The organism is Escherichia sp. TC-EC600-tetX4 (genome assembly GCF_019356055.1).
Lineage (GTDB): Bacteria > Pseudomonadota > Gammaproteobacteria > Enterobacterales > Enterobacteriaceae.
This window is the reverse complement of record NZ_CP079924.1, coordinates 1077485-1102993: the sequence shown is the minus strand read 5'-3', so window position 1 is coordinate 1102993 and position 25509 is coordinate 1077485. Positions and strand designations below refer to the sequence as shown.

Sequence of the window (25509 nt, the reverse complement as noted above, 5' to 3'; positions counted from 1 at the left end):
TAGCTTTGCTGCAACATCAGCCCACAGGCACCAGACCAGGGGATTCATCCTGAAGAGACAGCGCAAGTGTATTGTGTTCACCGCTCATCAAAGACATCATGATGAAATGATGATATTCCGCATAAGAATGAGGCATTTTTTAAACGCAGTGCGCTGAAGTGTGGTTGGATAAAAAAGTCAATCCATTCAGGAAATACGGGCGTATTCTTTTCTTTCGACAATGAGGCCGTTGGCAAAATAAAATGATTTACATAATCGTTTCTGATGAATATCTTCTGCTCACATAAAAATCACACAATAACTTTGAGATCGCAGATTGTTTTACTTTTACAGCATTCGTCCCCCCATTGTTGGGCAAATATAGATTGGGCCAGAGCACGAAAGTTAATACCACGTTCGCACAGCTCCTCCAACAGCACGACAAGATGCCACATACTGCGCCCCAGTCGGTTCAGTTTACAGACTAGCAGTGCGTTCCCTGCCGATGATGTCCTGACCAGTTTTTTCAGTCCGGACCTCCTGCCACGGTTTTACGTTGAAGTGGTAACCCTGAGCACGCAGTTCTTCAGTCAGGCGTGGTGCACCGTAACGCTGTTATTGCTGGGTAAGATCAAAAAACTTTCAGGCAGCTAAGGAAAGTTGAACCAGACATTAGATGAAATATTTCAACCAATTACAGCACCAATTCAGTCACTGCCAGCCCACCAAATAAATCAAGGGGTTACATGAAAACGTAGCCCCTTTTTCTTTGGTAGTGACACTAAAATGGATGTAGTGTGAAGAATAATCCCGTTTACTCAATCAATAATACATATTGTTTCAATCTACGTTATTATCTCTTTGTAAAAATTGCCATTTATTAATCATTGAAAACTGCTTTTAGAACTTGATACAACGGGACTAGTCACAACAGGACTATTCTCAACGGGATCATCCTCAGAGGAACTATCATCAAAGTCATCATCCATAAATAAAATATCATCGAATGGTGCCACGCCCGTGATGAGTTTTATTTTATTATTACGATCAGTCAATACTCCACTTAAACCGTTTTCGCTCACAGGTTTTAATGATTTTTCATTACTCTTGTTGTAAGCAGGCGCATTAAAAATACACGGAGTATCAACATCAAACAATGACGTTCCCCAGTTCACATATTGAATATCATAGTTACTGAAGTTCTGTCCAGAAAAGAAGCACCCCTTAAAATCCAATCCACGTAAATTATATAAACCACCCTCTTCTTTTTGGAGAGTAATGTTAATTTTGGCTATCTCCCGGACATCATCGCCATTTTTGTATTTGAATACCGTTTCAAGATGTTCTCCAGACAGCTTGACTTCAGGAAATAATTTGAAATCAAAGCCTATATTATTATGTGTCAACGTAGATGAACAAAAAATGGAAAAAGCTTGCAGTGCTGAATTATAGCTATCGATTTTATCTTGAGGCTGAGCTCTTGGTAAAAACTTATAGCAACACTCATAAAAATTAAACAGAAGCTCTGAAGACCTTGTATTTTTATCAAATAATACCCCCTTGAACTCATTCACAAACGCATCTTTTTTTTCTTGAATATCTATGGGGTGTTCCTTTGACTCTGACAAAGATGAAATCTCATCTATTTTGTTTTCATATGAATTACGTGATTCCATACAGACATTTGGCGGCGTTTCTAAAATAACACTACGCGTACTACTTGGCTTAAGTAAACCAACATGAAAATCACTTTTTCTTATATTATCGAAAAGGTTCTATTCATTTCTTTTAGCGCATTCAAAAAACTGATCGGCATTATTTTTATTCGATAATTTTTTAGTTTCAGAAAACACATTTTCATTGTTTTCCAGCTTTAGTTTAATGAGAAGATTTTCCCAGACCTGCTTGCTTAAACATATTACGTCAGGCTCACCAGAACTAACTAACTCGTGATTATTATTAAAGTGTACGTTGAATACCTTTAAGTTATTTTCACCAACTTCATATTTAATACGTTTTAATTGTTCTCCAGCTCCCATAATGACAAAGGCGTTGCCTTCTTGATATATACATTCAGACATCATTTTTTGTAAAGTTTCAAGAGCACCGCGATACGTCTCTGATGCAGCTTCCTTACAAATTAATTTTAAAATACTATGAGCTAGTAGCTCCATGTGTTTAGAAGATTTATTTTCATTATAACTTCCACTACCCAAAACTGCGCTAGCGTTAAATCCGTTGCTTTTACTAACTAACATTGTCTATTCCTCAATTAATGTCTACATGGCTATTTTTAATGTTATTACTGTTTGTCACTATAAAAAAACGCTCATTTGAGACAATTACTGACATTAACTGCTTCACTTGCTACGCATGGAACTTTTAATTAAATTAGCACAGGAATGTTAAATTTAATAAACAAAAGGTTATTTCGCTGTATGATAAAAAAAACCGTTATAATTTATTAGTGAAAATCGTTTTTCAAGTGTTAGAAATTTATATCTCAATAGCGTTGGTTAATGAGCATAGCCACGCTCCTGTAACGCTCACAAAACTCATCTGCCTGCGGCGGGTGTTCTGGTCAGTAGTAGATGTTTAAGGCGTGGCAGAGACATTTCATCCTTACTCTACGGCATTGTTCTACATACATTGGTTGTGGTACTCACTTATCATCAGTGAGCGAACAGAGAATAGTTCAGTGATTTGAGTAATTAACCTGATTAAATGAAGGGGTATAATAAATGATAATACTCTGGCTTTATCGTTAATTACTTAATTCCACATGTAAGCAATTTGCCCGCTTGGCATAGCAGGCATTTTTTCCAGGTACTTTTGAATGAGTACTGATGGATAAATACATTGCAGTGGCGTGCCACGTACCAAAACACCAGCCCTCATTCGAAACCACCCACCGCACTTCTTCCTTGAAATGGCGTTAGTCATGAAATATAGACCGCCATCGAGTACCCCTTGTACCCTTAACTCTTCCTGATACGTAAATAATGATTTGGTGGCCCTTGCTGGACTTGAACCAGCGACCAAGCGATTATGAGTCGCCTGCTCTAACCACTGAGCTAAAGGGCCTTGAGTGTGCAATAACAATACTTATAAACCACGCAATAAACATGATGATCATATGATGTAAATAACAGATTTTTATGCGTTCCCATTCACCTTGGGTCGTGATTACACGCGACATAAAACCCGACACCGCCTCCATTCGCAAAGTCGATACTCGCAGTCAACAAGCAAATGTTAATAATTAGCACTATCTATAGTTATCATCGATTCAATGATACTTTGTAATGATTTTGTATCTAATAATATAACTTTATTACATTAGCTGAAGAGTTTTCGCATCATTATGATATCTGTTACTTTTCACTCCATAAAAATAAACTTCGTATAGCAATATATTCTTTCATAGATCTTATTCTGCTAATCATTAGTTTCGTATGAGCGATTTTTGACAGTTGCCTCTCCAGACCACATCGATAATTAATAAAACAGATTTAAGCATTATCCTTTTCCATATAAATATTGGATAAAAGTAGGACATCTGTTTGCAATTACTTTCACAACAATTAAACATTTTTATGTTTCCGTATACATCATATTACTCTACCATTAGAGGAACTTTATTATGTTTTCTATAAAACCAGGACCCAGAAATTTACCTATCGACAACCCCACATTGTTATCATGGAACATTACTGACGGGGATCTAAATTCCAAATTAAATACATTAGAATATCTAAACTGTATAACAAATATTATTAATTCTTGTGGAGTTTACCCTCAAGGATTAAAAGACAGAGAAATTATATCAACTTTTCACGCAGAAAAAGTTATTAATGATCTGTTAAAAAACGATTATAAAATTTCCCTTTCTCCAGATACAACTTACCGAGAGTTGAATAAAGCAGCACAGCGTAGCATTACAGCGCCAGACAGGATAGGAGAAAGAAAAACATAGGTTTATCAACGAGATACAATGATTGAAAGAGGTGATAACAGCGGTGTTTATCAGTATGGTCGTGCTGAACATTTCACCCACATTATATCTGACAAACCTTCCCCAAAAGATAAATATGTTGCATATGCTATTAACATTCCTGACTATGAGCTGGCAGCCGATGTATATAATATTAACGTGACGTCACCTTCCGGACAGCAAGAAACATTTAAAATATTAATCAATCTAGAACATCTACGGCAAACACTTGAACGTAAATCTCTTACTGCTGTTCAGAAATCACAATGTGAAATCATCACCCCCAAAAAACCTGGCGAAGCGATTCTTCATGCTTTTAATGCCACCTACCAGCAGATCAGAGAAAATATGTCTGAATTTGCACGTTGCCATTATGGGTATATACAAATCCCTCCAGTGACAACTTTCCGCGCCGACGGACCAGAAACTCCCGAAGAAGAAAAGGGTTACTGGTTTCATGCTTATCAACCCGAAGATCTTTGTACCATCCATAATCCAATGGGAGATTTGCAGGATTTTATTGCATTGGTTAAAGATGCTAAAAAATTTGGTATCGATATCATTCCTGATTATACCTTTAACTTTATGGGAATTGGGGGTAGTGGTAAAAATGACCTGGATTATCCCTCTGCTGATATACGAGCGAAGATCAGTAAAGATATAGAAGGTGGTATCCCTGGCTATTAGCAAGGTCAGGTTTTGATTCCATTCATTAAAGATCCAGTAACAAAAGAACGTAAACAAATCCATCCAGAAGATATACATCTCACTGCAAAAGACTTCGAAGCAAGTAAAGATAACATCTCTAAGGATGAATGGGAAAACCTCCATGCATTAAAAGAAAAGCGTTTAAATGGAATGCCTAAAACAACACCCAAAAGTGACCAGGTTATTATGTTGCAAAATCAATACGTTCGTGAAATGCGAAAATATGGCGTACGAGGTTTACGTTATGATGCGGCAAAACACTCAAAACATGAACAAATAGAAAGATCAATAACCCCACCGCTTAAAAATTATAATGAGCGGTTACACAATACTAACTTATTTAACCCAAAATATCATAAAAAAGCCGTTATGAATTACATGGAATATCTGGTAACTTGTCAGTTGGATGAACAACAAATGTCATCACTGCTTTATGAAAGAGATGATTTAAGCGCCATTGATTTTTCATTGCTCATGAAAACGATAAAAGCCTTTTCATTTGGTGGAGATCTTCAAACCCTTGCATCAAAACCGGGTTCCACAATCTCAAGTATCCCATCAGAAAGACGGATATTGATTAACATTAACCACGATTTTCCTAACAATGGTAATCTTTTCAATGACTTTCTATTTAACCATCAACAAGATGAACAATTAGCAATGGCATATATAGCCGCTCTGCCGTTCAGCAGGCCTTTAGTTTACTGGGATGGCCAAGTATTAAAATCAACGACTGAAATTAAAAATTATGATGGGTCCACGCGTGTCGGCGGTGAGGCGTAGCTTAATAAAGGTTGCTCTACCTATCAGCAGCTCTACAATGAATTCCACGCATTATATATAGATAAAGCAGGAATATGGAGCGCATTTGAGGGTGTATCTGCAACTAAAAACGTTCTGGCCTTTAGTCGTGGGGATTCTGTGAACATTAATCACTCTCCTCATGATGGACTAGTTATAATAAATAAAGGAAACGAAGAAGTTGAAGGTACCTGGCCTAACAAATTGCAACCTGGAATATACAAAAACATGGGGAGTAATAGCGTTAACATTATTATTAATAATACCCGAAAAATTATCCCCCCTGGTAAAGTATTTACGCTTAGAGGCGGAACTCTAAATATCAATATTCCTGGGCGTAGCGCTCTTCTTTTAGGGAAAACAGGAGAACCGCCGAACTATCTCTATTTATAATTTAATGTTATATCTGCCCCGATAAAACGGGGCAGATAATATGTTTAGTTTACTAACGGTCATTTTGCAGTGAAGCCATTTACTGTTTTTTATCGACCAGATAATCTGTTCTCTAATGTTAACTCCCCCTAACCTGTTGCTTTAGTTATTCATTTCCTGTCTCACTTTGCCTTAATACCCTACGTTAAATGTTACTAATTTGTTGCTTTTGATCACAATAAGAAAACAATATGTCGCTTTTGTGCGCATTTTTCAGAAATGTAGATATTTTTAGATTATGGCTACGAAATGAGCATCGCCATGTCACCCTACATCTCATAAGAGGATCGCTTCTGATGAATGCACTGACCGCCGTACAAAATAACGCTGTCGATTCAGGCCAGGACTATAGCGGATTCACCCTCACCCCGTCGGCGCAATCCCCGCGTCTGCTGGAACTCACCTTCACCGAACAGACGACCAAACAGTTTCTTGAGCAGGTTGCCGAGTGGCCCGTGCAGGCGCTGGAGTACAAATCGTTTCTGCGTTTTCGGGTAGCCAAAATTCTTGACGATCTATGTGCGAACCAGCTGCAACCATTGCTGTTGAAGACGTTGCTAAACCGCGCTGAAGGTGCGTTGTTGATCAATGCGGTGGGTGTCGATGATGTGAAGCAAGCGGATGAGATGGTGAAGCTGGCGACGGCGGTGGCGCATCTGATTGGCCGTTCCAATTTCGATGCGATGAGCGGTCAGTATTACGCGCGTTTTGTAGTGAAAAATGTCGATAACTCAGACAGCTATCTGCGCCAGCCGCACCGCGTGATGGAGCTACACAACGACGGCACGTATGTCGAAGAGATAACCGATTACGTGCTGATGATGAAAATCGACGAGCAAAACATGCAGGGCGGAAATTCGCTGCTGCTGCATCTCGATGACTGGGAACATCTCGACAACTATTTCCGCCACCCGCTGGCGCGTCGCCCGATGCGCTTTGCCGCGCCGCCGAGTAAAAACGTCAGCAAAGATGTTTTTCATCCGGTGTTCGACGTCGATCAACAGGGTCGCCCGGTGATGCGCTATATCGACCAGTTCGTCCAGCCGAAAGACTTCGAAGAAGGCGTGTGGTTGAGCGAGCTTTCCGACGCCATTGAAACCAGCAAAGGCATTCTTTCTGTGCCCGTTCCCGTTGGCAAATTCCTGTTGATTAACAACCTGTTCTGGCTGCACGGTCGCGACCGCTTTACTCCGCACCCGGATCTGCGCCGTGAACTGATGCGCCAGCGTGGCTATTTCGCTTACGCCTCTAACCACTACCAGACGCATCAGTAAGCGCAAAGGAATTGAGCGGATGTATGATTTTGTGATTATTGGCGGCGGCATCATCGGCATGTCGACCGCCATGCAACTGATTGATGTCTATCCGGACGCCCGCATTGCGTTGCTGGAAAAAGAGTCCGCCCCGGCCTGTCACCAGACGGGCCACAACAGCGGCGTGATCCATGCCGGGGTCTATTACACGCCCGGCAGCCTGAAGGCGCAGTTTTGCCTGGCGGGAAACCGCGCCACCAAAGCCTTTTGCGATCAAAACGGCATTCGCTACGACAACTGCGGCAAGATGCTGGTTGCCACGTCCGATCTCGAAATGGAACGGATGCGCGCCTTATGGGAACGCACAGCGGCGAACGGTATCGAGCGCGAATGGCTTAACGCCGACGAACTGCGCGAGCGCGAACCGAATATCACCGGGCTCGGCGGCATTTTTGTGCCGTCCAGCGGCATTGTCAGCTACCGCGACGTGACGGCGGCGATGGCAAAAATCTTCCAGTCCAGAGGCGGTGAAATTATCTATAACGCCGAAGTCAGCGGGCTTAATGAGCATAAAAACGGCGTGGTGATACGTACCCGTCAGGGCGGCGAATATGAAGCATCAACGCTGATTAGCTGTTCCGGGCTGATGGCTGACCGGCTGGTGAAAATGCTCGGACTCGAACCGGGCTTTATCATCTGCCCGTTCCGTGGCGAGTATTTCCGCCTTGCGCCGGAGCATAACCAGATTGTTAACCACCTGATTTACCCCATTCCCGACCCGGCAATGCCGTTTTTGGGCGTTCATCTCACCCGCATGATCGACGGCAGCGTGACCGTCGGGCCAAACGCGGTGCTGGCTTTCAAACGCGAAGGCTATCGCAAGCGCGACTTCTCATTTAGCGACACGCTGGAGATTTTGGGCTCGTCGGGGATTCGCCGGGTGCTGCAAAACCATCTACGCTCAGGACTGGGCGAGATGAAAAACTCGCTGTGCAAAAGCGGCTATCTGCGGCTGGTGCAAAAGTATTGTCCCCGGCTTTCGTTAAGCGATCTCCAGCCCTGGCCCGCCGGTGTGCGGGCGCAGGCGGTATCGCCGGACGGCAAGCTGATTGACGATTTTCTGTTTGTCACCACCCCGCGCACGATCCACACCTGCAATGCGCCCTCCCCGGCAGCGACATCAGCAATTCCTATTGGTGCGCATATTGTCAGCAAGGTACAAACGCTGTTGGCAAGCCAGAGTAACCCCGGACGCACGCTGCGAGCGGCACGTAGTGTGGATGCCTTACACGCCGCATTTAATCAATAACCTTTGAAAACAGGATGTAGCGATGAAACTTAACGACAGTAACTTATTCCGCCAGCAGGCGTTGATTAACGGGGAATGGCTGGACGCCAACAATGGTGAAGCCATCGACGTCACCAATCCGGCGAACGGCGACAAGCTGGGTAGCGTGCCGAAAATGGGCGCGGATGAAACCCGCGCCGCTATCGACGCCGCCAACCGCGCCCTGCCCGCCTGGCGCGCGCTCACCGCCAAAGAACGCGCCACCATTCTGCGCAACTGGTTCAATTTGATGATGGAGCATCAGGACGATTTAGCGCGCCTGATGACCCTCGAACAGGGTAAACCACTGGCCGAAGCGAAAGGCGAAATCAGCTACGCCGCCTCCTTTATTGAGTGGTTTGCCGAAGAAGGCAAACGCATTTATGGCGACACCATTCCTGGTCATCAGGCCGATAAACGCCTGATTGTTATCAAGCAGCCGATTGGCGTCACCGCGGCTATCACGCCGTGGAACTTCCCGGCGGCGATGATTACCCGCAAAGCCGGTCCGGCGCTGGCAGCAGGCTGCACCATGGTGCTGAAGCCCGCCAGTCAGACGCCGTTCTCTGCGCTGGCGCTGGCGGAGCTGGCGATCCGCGCGGGCGTTCCGGCTGGGGTATTTAACGTGGTCACCGGTTCGGCGGGCGCGGTCGGTAACGAACTGACCAGTAACCCGCTGGTGCGCAAACTGTCGTTTACCGGTTCGACCGAAATTGGCCGCCAGTTAATGGAACAGTGCGCGAAAGACATCAAGAAAGTGTCGCTGGAGCTGGGCGGTAACGCGCCGTTTATCGTCTTTGACGATGCCGACCTCGACAAAGCCGTGGAAGGCGCGCTGGCCTCGAAATTCCGCAACGCCGGGCAAACCTGCGTCTGCGCCAACCGCCTGTATGTGCAGGACGGCGTGTATGACCGTTTTGCCGAAAAATTGCAGCAGGCAGTGAGCAAACTGCACATCGGCGACGGGCTGGATAACGGCGTCACCATCGGGCCGCTGATCGATGAAAAAGCGGTAGCAAAAGTGGAAGAGCATATTGCCGATGCGCTGGAGAAAGGCGCGCGCGTGGTTTGCGGCGGTAAAGCGCACGAACGCGGCGGCAACTTCTTCCAGCCGACCATTCTGGTGGACGTTCCGGCCAACGCCAAAGTGTCGAAAGAAGAGACGTTCGGCCCCCTCGCCCCGCTGTTCCGCTTTAAAGATGAAGCTGATGTGATTGCGCAAGCCAATGACACCGAGTTTGGCCTTGCCGCCTATTTCTACGCCCGTGATTTAAGCCGCGTCTTCCGCGTGGGCGAAGCGCTGGAGTACGGCATCGTCGGCATCAATACCGGCATTATTTCCAATGAAGTGGCCCCGTTCGGCGGCATCAAAGCCTCGGGTCTGGGTCGTGAAGGTTCGAAGTATGGCATCGAAGATTACTTAGAAATCAAATATATGTGCATCGGTCTTTAACTGGAGAATGCGAATGAACAGCAATAAAGAGTTAATGCAGCGCCGCAGTCAGGCGATTCCCCGTGGCGTTGGGCAAATTCACCCGATTTTCGCTGACCGCGCGGAAAACTGCCGGGTGTGGGACGTTGAAGGCCGTGAGTATCTTGATTTCGCGGGCGGGATTGCGGTGCTCAATACCGGGCACCTGCATCCGAAGGTGGTGGCCGCGGTGGAAGCGCAGTTGAAAAAACTGTCGCACACCTGCTTCCAGGTGCTGGCTTACGAGCCGTATCTGGAGCTGTGCGAGATTATGAATCAGAAGGTGCCGGGCGATTTCGCCAAGAAAACGCTGCTGGTTACGACCGGTTCCGAAGCGGTGGAAAACGCGGTAAAAATCGCCCGCGCCGCCACCAAACGTAGCGGCACCATCGCTTTTAGCGGCGCGTATCACGGGCGCACGCATTACACGCTGGCGCTGACCGGCAAGGTGAATCCGTACTCTGCGGGCATGGGGCTGATGCCGGGTCATGTTTATCGCGCGCTTTATCCTTGCCCGCTGCACGGCATAAGCGAGGATGACGCTATCGCCAGCATCCACCGGATCTTCAAAAATGATGCCGCGCCGGAAGATATCGCCGCCATCGTGATTGAGCCGGTTCAGGGCGAAGGCGGTTTCTACGCCTCGTCGCCAGCCTTTATGCAGCGTTTACGCGCTCTGTGTGACGAGCACGGGATCATGCTGATTGCCGATGAAGTGCAGAGCGGCGCGGGGCGTACCGGCACGCTGTTTGCGATGGAGCAGATGGGCGTTGCGCCGGATCTTACCACCTTTGCGAAATCGATCGCGGGCGGCTTCCCGCTGGCGGGCGTCACCGGGCGCGCGGAAGTAATGGATGCCGTCGCTCCAGGCGGTCTGGGCGGCACCTATGCGGGTAACCCGATTGCCTGCGTGGCTGCGCTGGAAGTGTTGAAGGTGTTTGAGCAGGAAAATCTGCTGCAAAAAGCCAACGATCTGGGGCAGAAGTTGAAAGACGGATTGCTGGCGATAGCCGAAAAACACCCGGAGATCGGCGACGTACGCGGGCTGGGGGCGATGATCGCCATTGAGCTGTTTGAAGACGGCGATCACAACAAGCCGGACGCCAAACTCACCGCCGAGATCGTGGCTCGCGCCCGCGATAAAGGCCTGATTCTTCTCTCCTGCGGCCCGTATTACAACGTGCTGCGCATCCTTGTACCGCTCACCATTGAAGACGCTCAGATCCGTCAGGGTCTGGAGATCATCAGCCAGTGTTTTGATGAGGCGAAGCAGTAGCGCCGCTCCTATGCCGGAGGCGACGCTGCGCGTCTTGTCCGGCCTACGGGGATCCAGGTCGGATAAGGCGTTTACGCCGCATCCGACAATCTGTACGTGAACAGGAAGAAATCTATGTTGGCCGGGTAAGGCGGAGCCGCTCTCCGGCAAAAAGAATCAATAACAATTATACGCGTGACCCGGCGCGGGAAATGTCGGGGCGCTCTCCCAAGTGACACACTTTCGAGAGGATTCAGGATGGGGCAATCATCGCAACCACATGAGTTAGGCGGCGGGCTGAAGTCACGCCACGTCACCATGTTGTCTATTGCCGGTGTTATCGGCGCAAGTCTGTTTGTCGGTTCCAGCGTCGCCATCGCCGAAGCGGGCCCGGCGGTATTACTGGCCTATCTGTTCGCCGGGCTACTGGTGGTTATGATTATGCGGATGTTGGCGGAAATGGCGGTTGCCACGCCCGATACCGGTTCGTTTTCCACCTATGCCGATAAAGCCATTGGTCGCTGGGCGGGCTATACCATCGGCTGGTTGTACTGGTGGTTTTGGGTACTGGTTATCCCGCTGGAAGCCAACATCGCCGCCATGATCCTGCACTCATGGGTTCCAGGCATTCCCATCTGGTTATTTTCCCTCGTCATTACCCTCGCCTTAACTGGCAGTAACTTATTAAGCGTTAAAAACTACGGCGAATTTGAGTTCTGGCTGGCGCTGTGCAAAGTCATCGCTATCCTGGCCTTTATTTTCCTTGGTGCAGTCGCAATTAGCGGTTTTTACCCGTATGCCGAAGTGAGCGGGATCTCAAGATTGTGGGATAGCGGCGGCTTTATGCCCAACGGTTTCGGTGCGGTATTAAGCGCGATGTTGATCACCATGTTCTCGTTTATGGGCGCAGAAATTGTCACCATTGCCGCCGCGGAATCCGACACGCCGGAAAAACATATTGTCCGCGCCACCAACTCGGTTATCTGGCGTATTTCTATCTTCTATTTATGTTCTATTTTTGTCGTCGTGGCATTAATTCCGTGGAATATGCCCGGACTAAAAGCCGTCGGTTCTTATCGCTCGGTACTGGAATTGCTCAATATTCCCCATGCGAAATTAATCATGGACTGCGTGATATTACTTTCCGTAACCAGTTGCCTGAACTCGGCGCTGTATACCGCGTCAAGGATGCTCTACTCCTTAAGTCGTCGCGGTGATGCTCCCGCGGTAATGGGTAAAATCAACCGCAGTAAAACCCCGTACGTGGCGGTGTTACTCTCCACCGGCGCGGCATTCTTAACGGTGGTGGTGAACTATTACGCGCCTGCGAAGGTATTTAAATTTCTGATCGACAGCTCCGGCGCTATCGCCCTGCTGGTTTATTTAGTCATCGCCGTTTCACAGTTGCGGATGCGCAAAATTCTGCGAGCAGAAGGAAGCGAAATTCGCTTGCGAATGTGGCTTTATCCGTGGCTCACCTGGCTAGTCATCGGCTTTATTACCTTTGTGTTGGTAGTGATGCTATTCCGTCCGGCGCAACAGTTAGAAGTGATCTCCACCGGCTTATTAGCGATAGGGATTATCTGTACCGTGCCAATTATGGCTCGCTGGAAAAAGCTGGTATTGTGGCAAAAAACACCCGTTCATAATACGCGCTGATCATGATCAGGAGTCACACCATGACCATTACGTCTCTGGATGGCTATCGCTGGCTGAAGAACGATATTATTCGCGGTAATTTTCAACCGGATGAAAAATTACGAATGAGTTTGCTGACATCGCGTTATGCACTTGGCGTTGGGCCGTTACGGGAAGCTCTTTCGCAACTGGTGGCGGAACGGCTGGTCACGGTGGTGAATCAAAAAGGGTATCGGGTGGCGTCTATGTCAGAGCAGGAGCTGCTCGATATTTTCGACGCCCGCGCCAATATGGAAGCGATGTTAGTGAGTCTGGCGATTGCCCGCGGTGGCGATGAGTGGGAGGCAGACGTTCTCGCAAAAGCGCATCTGCTGAGTAAGCTTGAGGCCTGTGACGCCAGCGAGAAAATGCTTGATGAGTGGGATCTGCGTCATCAGGCGTTTCATACGGCAATTGTGGCGGGCTGTGGTTCTCACTATTTGCTGCAAATGCGTGAACGGTTGTTTGATCTGGCGGCGCGTTATCGATTTATCTGGCTGCGGCGAACGGTGCTTTCGGTGGAAATGCTGGAGGATAAACACGATCAGCACCAGACCCTGACTGCGGCGGTACTGGCGCGAGATACCGCGCGCGCCAGTGAGTTAATGCGCCAGCATTTACTGACGCCAATTCCCATTATCCAGCAGGCGATGGCTGGCAATTAACTACTCTTCCGGAATACGCAACACTTGCCCCGGATAAATTTTATCCGGGCTTTTTAGCATCGGTTTATTCGCTTCGAAGATTTTATTGTACAGATTAGCGTTACCGTAGACCTGTTTGGAAATGGCACTCAGAGTGTCGCCAGACTTAACGGTATAAAACTGGCTGGCAGTGGCTGGTGTCGCCGTTTTCACCTGATCATCGACACTGGCAATACCGGAAATATTCCCCACCGCAACAAGGATTTTCTCCTTCGCCTCCTGACTCAGGCCGTCACCAGTGACCGTCGCTTTGCCGTCGGCAATTTGAATATTCACTTTATCGGCATCCGGTATACCGGTTTTGTTCAGATGCTCCTGCACCTTCTTCGCCTGATCGTCTTTATCGTGCTGACCTGTAACCGCGTCCCAGAGTTTTTCTCCGGCATCTTTCACAAAATTGAACAGACCCATAGCTACCTCATTCGTTAACGGAAACACTCAGAAAGTGTAGCAGAGGAACGCGGCGCGTTAACGCCGCGGGGATGAGCACAGGTTTAATCGCGGGTTTGCACCCAGAACGCGTGAATCAAACCGGGGATATACCCAAGCAGTGTCAACAGAATATTAATAATGAACGCCCAACCGAACCCTTTACCGAGCAGCACGCCGAGCGGCGGCAGAATGATGGTGATGACGATTCTCCAGAAACCCATATGTACTCCCTATAAGAAAATTACTCATTGTTTAAAAAGAGATTTTATCTCTTAAGCGTAGTAATTTTAGCGGAGCCTGCCAGTTTCAGCTTACGCTTTTACTCTCATTTACGCTGCTGAGGCTGGTATATGTTGCATTTTTAGTTTAGAGTTTACTTAATTTAGAAAATACTTAAATAAATATGACTGAACTCGCGCAATTACAGGCCAGTGCCGAACAGGCAGCGGCCTTATTGAAAGCAATGAGCCACCCTAAACGATTGCTGATTCTGTGCATGCTTAGCGGTTCCCCCGGCACCAGCGCGGGAGAGCTGACGCGCATTACCGGACTGAGTGCCTCTGCGACATCACAGCATCTCGCTCGTATGCGGGACGAAGGGCTTATCGACAGCCAACGGGATGCCCAACGCATTCTATATTCCATTAAAAATGAGGCGGTAAATGCCATTATCGCCACCCTGAAAAATGTCTATTGTCCGTAAGGAGTCACTATGGCTTTGACAACCATTTCGCCGCATGATGCACAAGAATTAATCGCACGCGGCGCAAAGTTAATCGATATTCGTGATGCTGATGAATATCTTCGTGAACATATTCCTGAAGCAGATCTGGCTCCATTATCCGTGCTGGAACAGTCAGGTCTTCCGGCTAAATTACGTCACGAGCAAATTATATTCCACTGCCAGGCAGGTAAACGCACCAGTAATAATGCCGATAAATTAGCAGCGATTGCCGCCCCCGCAGAAATCTTTTTACTCGAAGATGGGATTGATGGCTGGAAAAAAGCAGGATTGCCAGTAGCGGTAAATAAATCTCAACCCTTGCCGTTAATGCGCCAGGTGCAGATCGCTGCGGGTGGTTTAATATTAATCGGCGTTGTACTGGGTTATACCGTAAATAGCGGTTTCTTCTTATTAAGTGGCTTTGTTGGTGCCGGGTTACTGTTTGCAGGAATCAGCGGTTTTTGTGGAATGGCAAGGTTGTTAGATAAGATGCCGTGGAACCAACGAGCTTGAGAAGCGACGCCGGACGCGCCCTAGCAGCGACATCCGGCCTCAGTAATTAGATCAGGAAATCGTCGAGAGATTTACCTTCTGCCAGCGCCTGAGCAATTGGCTTCGGTGTACGGCCCTGACCGGTCCAGGTTTTAGTTTCACCGTTAACATCGGTGAATTTATATTTCGCCGGACGCGGCTGGCGTTTTTTACCAGCGCGTGGTGCAGCAGCAGAGCTATTACCCAATAACTCTTCCGGGTTAATTCCGTCAGCTTTCATCAGCTCCAGCCAGGTGCTAATTTTTTCCTGGCGCTCTGCCAGTTCACGCTGCTGCTGTTCTTCTTCTTCACGTCTTTCTTTAGTGACAACCCTGAATTTTTCGAGCATTTCTTCAAGAACGTCAATGGAGAATTCGCGAGCCATCGCACGGAGGGTGCGAATGTTATTTAAACTTTGTAACATTACGGACATAATAAAGAAAACCTTTTAACGCCAAAACAAAAAAAGTATTTCGTCGCGTAGTGTAAGCGATCACTTATTATATTTCCACAAAATTTAATCTATTTACAGTCCTGCGCGAGATTATTTCAGCTGTTATTTTCTGAAACTCTCAGAATAATTTCAAGATTATATATTAGCCATTTTGATGAGTAATTTAGATTATTGGTGAACAGAGCGGCGCTCTCTGCTCGCTAATTCCGCAAGCCTGACAAAATCAAAGTGAATAAAAATGCAATATAACAGAATAAAAGAAAACATCCATCACTGGTGCTTTCTGCTGTTAATGTACATTGTCTGGCATAAAAAATGCTGAAAATGACCCAGCTACTACATACACCGAATTCTCTACGCTTATAGCGTTACCTCACCCCCAAACTTTCATTAGTGATATTAAAGGTAAGGCCATATCTAATTGATTTAATTAAAAATAAATCATATCGGCATGTAAAAATCCACAATGTACAAAAAACGAGCCGTTACGGAATATTTTATCTACAAAAACTGACTAAATAAAAATTTTTCACTAATTGATTAGTCATAGCCAGCGATATACGCTATGCGAAAATGCAGATGGCAATGAGATCCACTGCTTTCATCTCCATTAACATCCCATTACGCTTTTATTAAGGAGCATTAGCATGTTCTCACCGCAGTCACGCTTGCGTCATGCAGTTGCAGATACGTTCGCGATGGTTGTTTACTGTTCTGTCGTGAACATGTGTATTGAAGTTTTCCTCTCCGGAATGAGCTTCGAACAGTCTTTTTATTCCAGATTGGTAGCGATTCCGGTGAACATCTTAATTGCATGGCCATACGGTATGTACCGTGATCTGTTTATGCGCGCGGCACGCAAAGTTAGCCCGTCGGGCTGGATAAAAAATCTGGCGGATATCCTGGCTTATGTGACGTTCCAGTCACCGGTGTATGTGGCGATCTTGTTAGTGGTGGGCGCAGACTGGCATCAGATTATGGCGGCGGTCAGTTCAAACATCGTTGTTTCGATGTTGATGGGGGCGGTTTATGGCTACTTCCTCGATTATTGCCGCCGACTGTTTAAAGTCAGCCGTTACCAGCAGGTAAAAGCCTGACTCTTCTTTTCGCGACTGGCATCGCCAGTCGCGTCTTTAACTGGCTTCGCCAAATAAACCATTCAAATAACGTTCAAGCGCAACACGCGAACTAAAGCCATGCGGGATACCGTAATGCTCGTGTCGCTCGCCTGCTAAATAGAGCGGAAATTGCTGGTAATGATCGCAAGTTTTAATATCGGAAGCGGGTTCAGCCAGTGTCGAACTGCGTTCTTTTAATGTTGGATGAATTACCAGAGCGGTACGTCCCATTCGCGCTTCGCGATTAACATAGACATAATTTTCCCCACGGCGGTAACCATACGCTTTCTGGGTTACCACATCGACAGTAAAACCGACTTTTTCAAGTACGCGCGCCACCTCGTCTGGTCGTAAATACATATTTGATCCTCGTTATTATCAACCGCGGGCCTACCTTACCTGATTGCGCATTCACAACGCTTTCAGAAAAGTCCATAAAGCCGCGATGAACCTCAGTTAAGAAAATTATGGTCTACACTGAAAATTACATCGAATTCTAATGGGGGATCATATGTTTAACCGACCGAACCGCAACGACGTTGATGATGGCGTGCAGGATATCCAGAATGATGTCAATCAATTAGCTGACAGCCTCGAATCTGTATTGAAGTCCTGGGGCAGCGACGCCAAAGGGGAAGCTGAAGCCGCACGCAGTAAAGCTCAGGCATTGCTGAAAGAAACCAGGGCGCGAATGCATGGTCGTACTCGCGTCCAGCAAGCCGCGCGCGATGCCGTTGGCTGCGCGGATTCTTTTGTTCGTGAAAGACCCTGGTGTAGCGTGGGTACAGCAGCTGCGGTAGGTATTTTTATCGGCGCACTGTTAAGCATGCGCAAATCGTAGTGCAAAAATGATAATAAATACGCGTCTTTGACCCCGAAGCCTGTCTTCGGGGTTTCTTTTTGCCTGGTGAATCACAAAAATCCCCCTACCCCGTCACGCTCATATCCAGGGTAATTTCGACCACTATTTGCTATATATTGTGTGGTTGAATCTTTTTTCAACTACATCTAGTATCTCTGTATCAACAGAGAGACAACCCGACGCGTATCATCGCGCCGTATCTTCATTTTAAACGGAAATACGAATCATGCGCATTACTATTTACACTCGTAACGATTGCGTTCAGTGCCACGCCACCAAACGGGCGATGGAAAACCGGGGCTTTGATTTTGAAATGATTAATGTCGATCGCGTTCCTGAAGCGGCAGAAGCGTTGCGTGCTCAGGGCTTTCGTCAGTTGCCGGTAGTGATTGCTGGCGATCTTAGCTGGTCTGGTTTCCGTCCGGACATGATTAACCGTCTGCATCCAGCGCCACACGCGGCCAGTGCATGAGCCAGCTCGTCTACTTCTCCAGCAGCTCCGAAAACACGCAGCGTTTTATCGAACGTTTAGGTCTGCCCGCGGTGCGCATCCCGCTCAATGAGCGGGAACGGATTCAGGTAGACGAGCCTTACATCCTGATCGTGCCCTCTTACGGCGGCGGCGGTACGGCTGGCGCGGTGCCACGACAGGTAATTCGCTTTTTAAACGACGAGCACAACCGGGCGTTGCTTCGCGGCGTTATTGCTTCTGGTAATCGCAACTTTGGTGAGGCGTATGGCCGCGCCGGAGATGTGATTGCCCGGAAATGCGGCGTGCCGTGGCTGTACCGTTTTGAACTCATGGGTACGCAAAGCGATATCGAAAACGTTCGTAAAGGAGTAACCGAATTTTGGCAACGACAACCGCAGAATGCCTGACGCAGGAAACGATGGATTACCACGCGCTGAATGCGATGCTTAACCTCTACGATAGCGCAGGTCGCATTCAGTTCGATAAAGACCGCCAGGCCGTTGACGCCTTTATTGCGACGCATGTGCGTCCGAACAGTGTGACCTTCAGTAGCCAGCAGCAGCGCCTGAACTGGCTGGTCAACGAAGGTTACTATGATGAAAGCGTTCTTAATCGCTACTCTCGCGACTTTGTCATTACGCTGTTTACCCACGCACACACCAGCGGTTTTCGTTTCCAGACATTCCTCGGGGCATGGAAGTTTTACACCAGCTATACGTTGAAGACATTCGACGGTAAACGTTATCTGGAAGATTTTGCCGATCGAGTAACGATGGTGGCGCTGACGCTGGCACAAGGCGATGAGACGCTGGCGTTGCAACTGACCGATGAAATGCTGTCAGGACGCTTTCAGCCAGCCACGCCAACATTCCTCAACTGCGGTAAGCAGCAGCGCGGCGAACTGGTTTCCTGTTTTTTGCTGCGTATTGAAGACAATATGGAGTCGATTGGTCGGGCGGTAAATTCCGCACTGCAGCTGTCGAAACGCGGCGGCGGCGTAGCATTTTTGCTGTCGAATCTGCGAGAAGCGGGCGCGCCAATTAAACGTATTGAAAATCAATCTTCTGGCGTAATTCCGGTGATGAAAATGCTGGAAGACGCATTTTCCTATGCCAACCAACTCGGCGCTCGTCAGGGGGCTGGTGCAGTCTATTTACATGCTCATCATCCCGATATTCTGCGTTTTCTCGACACGAAACGGGAAAATGCCGACGAAAAAATCCGCATTAAAACACTGTCGCTTGGCGTGGTGATCCCGGATATCACTTTCCATCTGGCAAAAGAGAATGCGCAGATGGCGCTGTTTTCGCCTTATGACGTAGAGCGAGTTTATGGCAAGCCGTTTGCCGATGTGGCCATCAGCCAACACTATGACGAACTGGTTGCCGATGAACGCATTCGCAAAAAATACCTCAACGCCCGTGATTTCTTCCAGCGACTGGCAGAAATCCAGTTTGAGTCCGGCTATCCCTACATCATGTATGAAGACACGGTAAACCGTGCTAACCCTATCGCCGGGCGCATAAATATGAGTAATCTCTGCTCAGAAATTTTGCAGGTTAACAGCGCCTCAGAGTATGACGAGAATCTCGACTATACCCGCACAGGCCATGATATTTCCTGCAATTTAGGTTCGTTGAATATTGCGCACACCATGGATTCCCCCGATTTTGCCCGCACGGTAGAGACTGCCGTGCGCGGTTTAACGGCAGTATCAGATATGAGTCATATCCGCAGCGTGCCGTCCATCGAAGCCGGAAATGCCGCCTCGCACGCCATCGGACTGGGGCAGATGAATTTACACGGCTATCTGGCGCGAGAAGGCATCGCTTATGGTTCGCCGGAAGCACTGGATTTCACCAATCTCTATTTCTATGCCATCACCTGGCATGCACTGCGTACCTCGATGTTGCTGGCACGCGAACGCGGTGAAACCTTCGCCGGGTTCAAACAGTCACGCTATGCCAGTGGTGAATATTTTAGCCAATATCTGCAAGGGAACTGGCAGCCGAAAACGGCGAAAGTTGGCGAACTGTTTACCCGTAGCGGTATTACGTTACCTACCCGTGAGATGTGGGCGCAGCTGCGCGACGACGTGATGCGCTACGGCATATACAACCAGAATCTTCAGGCGGTGCCGCCAACCGGTTCTATCTCTTATATCAACCATGCTACGTCGAGTATTCATCCGATTGTGGCGAAAGTAGAGATACGCAAAGAGGGCAAAACAGGACGCGTTTACTACCCTGCCCCGTTTATGACTAACGAGAATCTGGCGCTGTATCAGGACGCTTACGAAATTGGCGCAGAAAAGATCATCGACACCTACGCGGAAGCGACTCGCCATGTCGATCAGGGGCTGTCGCTGACGCTTTTTTTCCCCGATACCGCCACCACTCGCGATATCAACAAAGCGCAGATTTACGCCTGGCGCAAGGGTATCAAAACGCTCTATTACATCCGCCTGCGTCAGATGGCGCTGGAAGGCACTGAAATTGAAGGCTGCGTCTCCTGTGCACTTTAAGGAATATCTATGAAACTCTCACGTATCAGCGCCATCAACTGGAACAAGATATCTGACGATAAAGATCTGGAGGTGTGGAATCGCCTGACCAGCAATTTCTGGCTACCAGAAAAGGTGCCGCTGTCGAACGATATTCCTGCCTGGCAGACATTAACTGTCGTAGAACAACAACTGACGATGCGCGTTTTTACTGGCCTGACGCTGCTCGACACGCTGCAAAATGTTATCGGCGCGCCTTCTCTGATGCCCGATGCACTCACGCCTCATGAAGAAGCGGTATTATCGAATATCAGCTTTATGGAAGCGGTTCATGCCCGCTCTTACAGTTCGATTTTCTCGACGCTATGCCAGACCAAAGATGTCGATGCCGCCTACGCCTGGAGTGAAGAAAACGCACCGTTGCAGCGAAAAGCTCAGATTATTCAGCAACATTATCGCGGTGATGATCCGCTGAAAAAGAAAATCGCCAGTGTGTTTCTTGAATCTTTTTTGTTCTATTCCGGTTTCTGGCTGCCGATGTATTTTTCCAGCCGCGGAAAGCTGACCAATACCGCGGACCTGATCCGTCTGATTATCCGCGATGAAGCAGTCCACGGTTACTACATAGGCTATAAATATCAGAAAAACATGGAAAAGATATCTCTGGGACAACGTGAAGAGTTGAAGAGTTTCGCCTTCGATTTGTTGCTGGAACTCTACGACAACGAGTTGCAATACACCGATGAGCTGTACGCCGAAACCCCGTGGGCTGACGATGTGAAAGCGTTTCTCTGTTACAACGCCAATAAGGCTTTGATGAATCTGGGCTACGAACCGTTATTTCCCGCAGAAATGGCGGAAGTGAATCCGGCAATCCTCGCCGCGCTTTCGCCGAATGCCGATGAAAATCACGATTTCTTTTCCGGTTCAGGCTCCTCTTATGTGATGGGGAAAGCGGTTGAAACAGAAGATGAAGACTGGAATTTCTGAGGGTGTTATTTTCAAAAATATCACTACCCGCAGCAGGGAAATAATTCCCGCCAAATAGCTTTTTATCACGCAAATAATTTGTGGTGATCTACACTGATACTCTGTTGCATTATTCGCCTGAAACCACAATATTCAGGCGTTTTTTCGCTATCTTTGACAAAAAATATCAACTTTCTCGATTTGCTCTCAGCCCTTATATCACGGGAAATTCCGGCGATTTGCTCGCATCAATATTCATGCCACATTTGCCATCAGGGGTTGCCTCAGATTCTCAGTATGTTAGGGTAGAAAAAAGTGACTATTTCCATTGGGTAATATATCGACATAGACAAATAAAGGAATCTTTCTATTGCATGGCAATTAAATTAGAAATTAAAAATCTTTATAAAATATTTGGCGAGCATCCACAGCGAGCGTTCAAATATATCGAACAAGGACTTTCAAAAGAACAAATTCTGGAAAAAACTGGGCTATCGCTTGGCGTAAAAGACGCCAGTCTGGCCATTGAAGAAGGCGAGATATTTGTCATCATGGGATTATCCGGCTCGGGTAAATCCACAATGGTACGCCTTCTCAATCGCCTGATTGAACCCACCCGCGGGCAAGTGCTGATTGATGGTGTGGATATTGCCAAAATATCCGACGCCGAACTCCGTGAGGTGCGCAGAAAAAAGATTGCGATGGTCTTCCAGTCCTTTGCCTTAATGCCGCATATGACCGTGCTGGACAATACTGCGTTCGGTATGGAATTGGCCGGAATTAATGCCGAAGAACGCCGGGAAAAAGCCCTTGATGCACTGCGTCAGGTCGGGCTGGAAAATTATGCCCACAGCTACCCGGATGAACTCTCTGGCGGGATGCGTCAACGTGTGGGATTAGCCCGCGCGTTAGCGATTAATCCGGATATATTATTAATGGACGAAGCCTTCTCGGCGCTCGATCCATTAATTCGCACCGAGATGCAGGATGAGCTGGTAAAATTACAGGCGAAACATCAGCGCACCATTGTCTTTATTTCCCACGATCTTGATGAAGCCATGCGTATTGGCGACCGAATTGCCATTATGCAAAATGGTGAAGTGGTACAGGTCGGCACACCGGATGAAATTCTCAATAATCCGGCGAATGATTATGTCCGTACCTTCTTCCGTGGCGTTGATATTAGTCAGGTATTCAGTGCGAAAGATATTGCCCGCCGGACACCGAATGGCTTAATTCGTAAAACCCCTGGCTTCGGCCCACGTTCGGCACTGAAATTATTGCAGGATGAAGATCGCGAATATGGCTACGTTATCGAACGCGGTAATAAGTTTGTCGGCGCAGTCTCCATCGATTCGCTTAAAACCGCGTTAACGCAGCAGCAAGGTCTTGATGCGGCGCTGATTGATGCGCCGTTAGCAGTCGATGCACAAACGCCTCTTAGCGAGTTGCTCTCTCATGTCGGACAGGCACCCTGTGCGGTGCCCGTGGTCGACGAGGACCAACAGTATGTCGGCATCATTTCGAAAGGAATGCTGCTGCGCGCTTTAGATCGTGAGGGGGTAAATAATGGCTGATCAAAATAATCCGTGGGATACCACGCCAGCGGCGGACAGTGCCGCGCAATCCGCAGACGCCTGGGGTACACCGACGACTGCACCGACTGACGGCGGTGGTGCTGACTGGCTGACCAGTACGCCTGCGCCAAACGTCGAGCATTTTAATATTCTCGATCCGTTCCATAAAACGCTGATCCCGCTCGACAGTTGGGTCACTGAAGGGATCGACTGGGTCGTTACCCATTTCCGTCCCGTCTTCCAGGGCGTGCGCGTTCCGGTTGATTATATCCTCAACGGTTTCCAGCAATTGCTGCTGGGTATGCCCGCACCGGTGGCGATTATCGTTTTCGCTCTCATCGCCTGGCAGATTTCCGGGGTCGGAATGGGTGTGGCGACGCTGGTTTCGCTGATTGCCATCGGCGCAATCGGTGCCTGGTCGCAGGCAATGGTGACTCTGGCGCTGGTGTTAACCGCCCTGCTGTTCTGTATCGTCATCGGTTTGCCGTTGGGGATATGGCTGGCGAGAAGTCCGCGAGCGGCGAAAATTATTCGTCCACTGCTTGATGCCATGCAGACCACGCCAGCGTTTGTTTATCTGGTGCCAATCGTCATGCTATTTGGTATCGGTAACGTGCCGGGCGTGGTGGTGACGATCATCTTTGCTCTGCCGCCGATTATCCGTCTGACCATTCTGGGGATTAACCAGGTTCCGGCGGATCTGATTGAAGCCTCGCGCTCATTCGGTGCCAGCCCGCGCCAGATGCTGTTCAAAGTTCAGTTACCGCTGGCGATGCCGACCATTATGGCGGGCGTTAACCAGACGCTGATGCTGGCCCTTTCTATGGTGGTCATCGCCTCGATGATTGCCGTCGGCGGGTTGGGTCAGATGGTACTTCGCGGTATCGGTCGTCTGGATATGGGGCTTGCCACCGTTGGCGGCGTCGGGATTGTGATCCTCGCCATTATCCTCGATCGTCTGACGCAGGCCGTTGGGCGCGACTCACGCAGTCGCGGCAACCGTCGCTGGTACACCACTGGCCCTGTTGGTCTGCTGACCCGCCCATTCATTAAGTAACTCTGCACTTGCCCGGTGACGCCGGGCATTATCACCCTGCCAAAAAAAGGAATAACAATGCGACATAGCGTACTTTTTGCGACAGCGTTTGCCACGCTTATCTCTACACAAACTTTTGCTGCCGATCTGCCGGGCAAAGGCATTACTGTTAATCCAGTTCAGAGCACCATCACTGAAGAAACCTTCCAGACGCTGCTGGTCAGTCGTGCGCTGGAGAAATTAGGTTATACCGTCAACAAACCCAGCGAAGTAGATTACAACGTTGGCTACACCTCGCTTGCTTCCGGCGATGCAACCTTCACCGCCGTGAACTGGACGCCACTGCATGACAACATGTACGAAGCTGCCGGTGGCGATAAGAAATTTTATCGTGAAGGGGTATTTGTTAACGGCGCGGCACAGGGTTACCTGATCGATAAGAAAACCGCCGACCAGTACAAAATCACCAACATCGCACAACTGAAAGATCCGAAGATCGCCAAACTGTTCGATACCAACGGCGACGGAAAAGCGGATTTAACCGGTTGTAACCCTGGCTGGGGCTGCGAAGGTGCGATCAACCACCAGCTTGCCGCGTATGAACTGACCAACACCGTGACGCATAATCAGGGGAACTACGCAGCGATGATGGCCGACACCATCAGTCGCTACAAAGAGGGCAAACCGGTGTTTTATTACACCTGGACGCCGTACTGGGTGAGTAACGAACTGAAGCCGGGCAAAGATGTCGTCTGGTTGCAGGTGCCGTTCTCCGCACTGCCGGGCGATAAAAACGCCGATACCAAACTGCCGAATGGTGCGAATTATGGCTTCCCGGTCAGCACCATGCATATCGTTGCCAACAAAGCCTGGGCCGAGAAAAACCCGGCAGCAGCGAAACTGTTTGCCATTATGCAGTTGCCAGTGGCAGATATTAACGCCCAGAACGCCATTATGCATGACGGCAAAGCCTCAGAAGGCGATATTCAGGGACACGTTGATGGTTGGATCAAAGCCCACCAGCAGCAGTTCGATGGCTGGGTGAATGAGGCGCTGGCAGCGCAGAAGTAATTTTTATTCGGGCGGATAAGGCGTTTTTGCCGCATCCGCCGTTCTGTGCACAATGCCTGATGCGACGCTGGCGCGTCTTATCATGCCTACAAACCACATCGCACATTTCAACAATCTATCTTTCATCCCATATTCATCAACATCCGCTATTATTGATTT

Annotated in this window: 22 protein-coding genes, 1 tRNA gene and 3 pseudogenes; 18 read left to right on the top strand and 8 right to left on the bottom strand. The window is 48.2% G+C overall.

Features of this window, described 5'->3' with window-relative positions:
- Positions 1-16: 16 nt before the first annotated feature.
- The 4 genes and pseudogenes from KXD89_RS05305 to KXD89_RS05290 form a co-directional block, all read right to left on the bottom strand.
- Complete coding sequence (locus KXD89_RS05305) at positions 17-136, bottom strand: hypothetical protein (protein WP_001120794.1); 120 nt, start codon at positions 134-136, stop codon at positions 17-19.
- 223 nt (positions 137-359) lie between these two features.
- A pseudogene (locus KXD89_RS05300) lies at positions 360-527 on the bottom strand (recombinase family protein); the annotation flags it as partial.
- 336 nt (positions 528-863) lie between these two features.
- Positions 864-2237, bottom strand: a pseudogene (locus KXD89_RS05295) (DUF5507 domain-containing protein).
- A 750-nt stretch (positions 2238-2987) separates the two neighbouring features.
- Positions 2988-3063, bottom strand: a tRNA-Ile gene (locus KXD89_RS05290).
- A gap of 559 nt (positions 3064-3622) precedes the next feature.
- Here KXD89_RS05290 and KXD89_RS05285 point away from each other — a divergent pair.
- From KXD89_RS05285 to csiR, 7 genes and pseudogenes are all read left to right on the top strand, one after another.
- Positions 3623-5875, top strand: a pseudogene (locus KXD89_RS05285) (alpha amylase C-terminal domain-containing protein).
- A 335-nt stretch (positions 5876-6210) separates the two neighbouring features.
- Positions 6211-7188, top strand: a complete 978-nt coding sequence (gene glaH, locus KXD89_RS05280; protein ID WP_000993126.1) for a glutarate dioxygenase GlaH — start codon at positions 6211-6213, stop codon at positions 7186-7188.
- Between the two features lie 19 nt (positions 7189-7207).
- Positions 7208-8476 carry an L-2-hydroxyglutarate oxidase gene (gene lhgO / locus KXD89_RS05275; protein WP_000271909.1) on the top strand — a complete coding sequence of 423 codons (1269 nt, stop codon included), beginning with the start codon at positions 7208-7210 and terminating at the stop codon, positions 8474-8476.
- Between the two features lie 22 nt (positions 8477-8498).
- Entirely contained in the window at positions 8499-9947 is a 1449-nt protein-coding gene (gene gabD, locus KXD89_RS05270; RefSeq protein ID WP_000772831.1) for an NADP-dependent succinate-semialdehyde dehydrogenase, read from the top strand.
- A 13-nt stretch (positions 9948-9960) separates the two neighbouring features.
- Entirely contained in the window at positions 9961-11241 is a 1281-nt protein-coding gene (gene gabT, locus KXD89_RS05265) for a 4-aminobutyrate--2-oxoglutarate transaminase (protein ID WP_001087611.1), read from the top strand.
- Positions 11242-11478: 237 nt separating this feature from the next.
- Positions 11479-12879 carry a GABA permease gene (gene gabP, locus KXD89_RS05260; RefSeq protein ID WP_001295173.1) on the top strand — a complete coding sequence of 467 codons (1401 nt, stop codon included), beginning with the start codon at positions 11479-11481 and terminating at the stop codon, positions 12877-12879.
- Between the two features lie 20 nt (positions 12880-12899).
- Complete coding sequence (csiR, locus tag KXD89_RS05255) at positions 12900-13562, top strand: DNA-binding transcriptional regulator CsiR (RefSeq protein ID WP_000156811.1); 663 nt, start codon at positions 12900-12902, stop codon at positions 13560-13562.
- On the opposite strand, the gene kbp is transcribed toward csiR, so the two are convergent.
- Together kbp and KXD89_RS05245 are read right to left on the bottom strand one after the other, a co-directional pair.
- On the bottom strand, positions 13563-14012 hold the full coding sequence (gene kbp, locus KXD89_RS05250) for a potassium binding protein Kbp (protein WP_000522415.1): 450 nt from the start codon (positions 14010-14012) through the stop codon (positions 13563-13565).
- A gap of 83 nt (positions 14013-14095) precedes the next feature.
- Positions 14096-14254, bottom strand: a complete 159-nt coding sequence (locus tag KXD89_RS05245; RefSeq protein ID WP_000508177.1) for a YqaE/Pmp3 family membrane protein — start codon at positions 14252-14254, stop codon at positions 14096-14098.
- Between the two features lie 182 nt (positions 14255-14436).
- On the opposite strand from KXD89_RS05245, the gene KXD89_RS05240 reads away from it, so the two are divergent.
- The gene (locus KXD89_RS05240; RefSeq protein WP_000137280.1) at positions 14437-14736 is read left to right on the top strand and encodes a helix-turn-helix transcriptional regulator; all 300 of its coding nucleotides are present in this window, start codon (positions 14437-14439) and stop codon (positions 14734-14736) included.
- 9 nt (positions 14737-14745) lie between these two features.
- Positions 14746-15270 (top strand): thiosulfate sulfurtransferase YgaP, encoded by a 525-nt coding sequence (gene ygaP / locus KXD89_RS05235; protein WP_001229442.1) that lies wholly within the window; start codon positions 14746-14748, stop codon positions 15268-15270.
- Between the two features lie 46 nt (positions 15271-15316).
- Here ygaP and stpA read toward each other — a convergent pair whose 3' ends face one another.
- Complete coding sequence (gene stpA, locus KXD89_RS05230; protein WP_000115383.1) at positions 15317-15721, bottom strand: DNA-binding protein StpA; 405 nt, start codon at positions 15719-15721, stop codon at positions 15317-15319.
- Positions 15722-16389: 668 nt separating this feature from the next.
- Between stpA and alaE the strand changes: the two genes are divergently transcribed.
- Entirely contained in the window at positions 16390-16839 is a 450-nt protein-coding gene (gene alaE, locus KXD89_RS05225; protein WP_000492656.1) for an L-alanine exporter AlaE, read from the top strand.
- Between the two features lie 36 nt (positions 16840-16875).
- Here alaE and KXD89_RS05220 read toward each other — a convergent pair whose 3' ends face one another.
- On the bottom strand, positions 16876-17220 hold the full coding sequence (locus tag KXD89_RS05220; RefSeq protein ID WP_000281320.1) for a DUF2002 family protein: 345 nt from the start codon (positions 17218-17220) through the stop codon (positions 16876-16878).
- Positions 17221-17371: 151 nt separating this feature from the next.
- Here KXD89_RS05220 and KXD89_RS05215 point away from each other — a divergent pair, with 151 nt between their 5' ends.
- From KXD89_RS05215 to proX, 8 genes are all read left to right on the top strand, one after another.
- Complete coding sequence (locus KXD89_RS05215; protein WP_001295174.1) at positions 17372-17701, top strand: DUF883 domain-containing protein; 330 nt, start codon at positions 17372-17374, stop codon at positions 17699-17701.
- Between the two features lie 247 nt (positions 17702-17948).
- Positions 17949-18194 carry a glutaredoxin-like protein NrdH gene (gene nrdH / locus KXD89_RS05210; protein ID WP_001223227.1) on the top strand — a complete coding sequence of 82 codons (246 nt, stop codon included), beginning with the start codon at positions 17949-17951 and terminating at the stop codon, positions 18192-18194.
- Positions 18191-18601, top strand: a complete 411-nt coding sequence (gene nrdI / locus KXD89_RS05205; RefSeq protein WP_000080947.1) for a class Ib ribonucleoside-diphosphate reductase assembly flavoprotein NrdI — start codon at positions 18191-18193, stop codon at positions 18599-18601. Before nrdH ends, nrdI begins: the two co-directional genes overlap by 4 nt.
- The gene (nrdE, locus tag KXD89_RS05200; RefSeq protein WP_000246534.1) at positions 18574-20718 is read left to right on the top strand and encodes a class 1b ribonucleoside-diphosphate reductase subunit alpha; all 2145 of its coding nucleotides are present in this window, start codon (positions 18574-18576) and stop codon (positions 20716-20718) included. The genes nrdI and nrdE overlap by 28 nt, the downstream gene beginning before the upstream one ends.
- A gap of 9 nt (positions 20719-20727) precedes the next feature.
- Positions 20728-21687 (top strand): class 1b ribonucleoside-diphosphate reductase subunit beta, encoded by a 960-nt coding sequence (nrdF, locus tag KXD89_RS05195; protein ID WP_000777969.1) that lies wholly within the window; start codon positions 20728-20730, stop codon positions 21685-21687.
- A 353-nt stretch (positions 21688-22040) separates the two neighbouring features.
- Positions 22041-23243, top strand: coding sequence for a glycine betaine/L-proline ABC transporter ATP-binding protein ProV (proV, locus tag KXD89_RS05190; RefSeq protein WP_000985494.1), 1203 nt, complete (start codon positions 22041-22043; stop codon positions 23241-23243).
- Positions 23236-24300, top strand: a complete 1065-nt coding sequence (proW, locus tag KXD89_RS05185) for a glycine betaine/L-proline ABC transporter permease ProW (RefSeq protein ID WP_000774988.1) — start codon at positions 23236-23238, stop codon at positions 24298-24300. Before proV ends, proW begins: the two co-directional genes overlap by 8 nt.
- A 57-nt stretch (positions 24301-24357) precedes the next feature.
- On the top strand, positions 24358-25350 hold the full coding sequence (gene proX / locus KXD89_RS05180; protein ID WP_001216525.1) for a glycine betaine/L-proline ABC transporter substrate-binding protein ProX: 993 nt from the start codon (positions 24358-24360) through the stop codon (positions 25348-25350).
- Positions 25351-25509 lie beyond the last annotated feature (159 nt).

Bases quoted from the DNA above. Each gene is read 5' to 3' on its own strand.
- KXD89_RS05215 (WP_001295174.1), top strand. From the start codon at position 17,372: ATGTTTAACCGACCGAACCGCAACGACGTTGATGATGGCGTGCAGGAT.
- nrdH (WP_001223227.1), top strand. From the start codon at position 17,949: ATGCGCATTACTATTTACACTCGTAACGATTGCGTTCAGTGCCACGCC.
- kbp (WP_000522415.1), bottom strand. From the start codon at position 14,012: ATGGGTCTGTTCAATTTTGTGAAAGATGCCGGAGAAAAACTCTGGGAC.
- csiR (WP_000156811.1), top strand. From the start codon at position 12,900: ATGACCATTACGTCTCTGGATGGCTATCGCTGGCTGAAGAACGATATT.
- stpA (WP_000115383.1), bottom strand. From the start codon at position 15,721: ATGTCCGTAATGTTACAAAGTTTAAATAACATTCGCACCCTCCGTGCG.
- alaE (WP_000492656.1), top strand. From the start codon at position 16,390: ATGTTCTCACCGCAGTCACGCTTGCGTCATGCAGTTGCAGATACGTTC.
- KXD89_RS05305 (WP_001120794.1), bottom strand. From the start codon at position 136: ATGCCTCATTCTTATGCGGAATATCATCATTTCATCATGATGTCTTTG.
- KXD89_RS05245 (WP_000508177.1), bottom strand. From the start codon at position 14,254: ATGGGTTTCTGGAGAATCGTCATCACCATCATTCTGCCGCCGCTCGGC.
- gabT (WP_001087611.1), top strand. From the start codon at position 9,961: ATGAACAGCAATAAAGAGTTAATGCAGCGCCGCAGTCAGGCGATTCCC.
- KXD89_RS05220 (WP_000281320.1), bottom strand. From the start codon at position 17,220: ATGTATTTACGACCAGACGAGGTGGCGCGCGTACTTGAAAAAGTCGGT.
- gabP (WP_001295173.1), top strand. From the start codon at position 11,479: ATGGGGCAATCATCGCAACCACATGAGTTAGGCGGCGGGCTGAAGTCA.
- gabD (WP_000772831.1), top strand. From the start codon at position 8,499: ATGAAACTTAACGACAGTAACTTATTCCGCCAGCAGGCGTTGATTAAC.
- nrdI (WP_000080947.1), top strand. From the start codon at position 18,191: ATGAGCCAGCTCGTCTACTTCTCCAGCAGCTCCGAAAACACGCAGCGT.
- lhgO (WP_000271909.1), top strand. From the start codon at position 7,208: ATGTATGATTTTGTGATTATTGGCGGCGGCATCATCGGCATGTCGACC.
- nrdF (WP_000777969.1), top strand. From the start codon at position 20,728: ATGAAACTCTCACGTATCAGCGCCATCAACTGGAACAAGATATCTGAC.
- glaH (WP_000993126.1), top strand. From the start codon at position 6,211: ATGAATGCACTGACCGCCGTACAAAATAACGCTGTCGATTCAGGCCAG.
- proX (WP_001216525.1), top strand. From the start codon at position 24,358: ATGCGACATAGCGTACTTTTTGCGACAGCGTTTGCCACGCTTATCTCT.
- proW (WP_000774988.1), top strand. From the start codon at position 23,236: ATGGCTGATCAAAATAATCCGTGGGATACCACGCCAGCGGCGGACAGT.
- ygaP (WP_001229442.1), top strand. From the start codon at position 14,746: ATGGCTTTGACAACCATTTCGCCGCATGATGCACAAGAATTAATCGCA.
- KXD89_RS05240 (WP_000137280.1), top strand. From the start codon at position 14,437: ATGACTGAACTCGCGCAATTACAGGCCAGTGCCGAACAGGCAGCGGCC.
- proV (WP_000985494.1), top strand. From the start codon at position 22,041: ATGGCAATTAAATTAGAAATTAAAAATCTTTATAAAATATTTGGCGAG.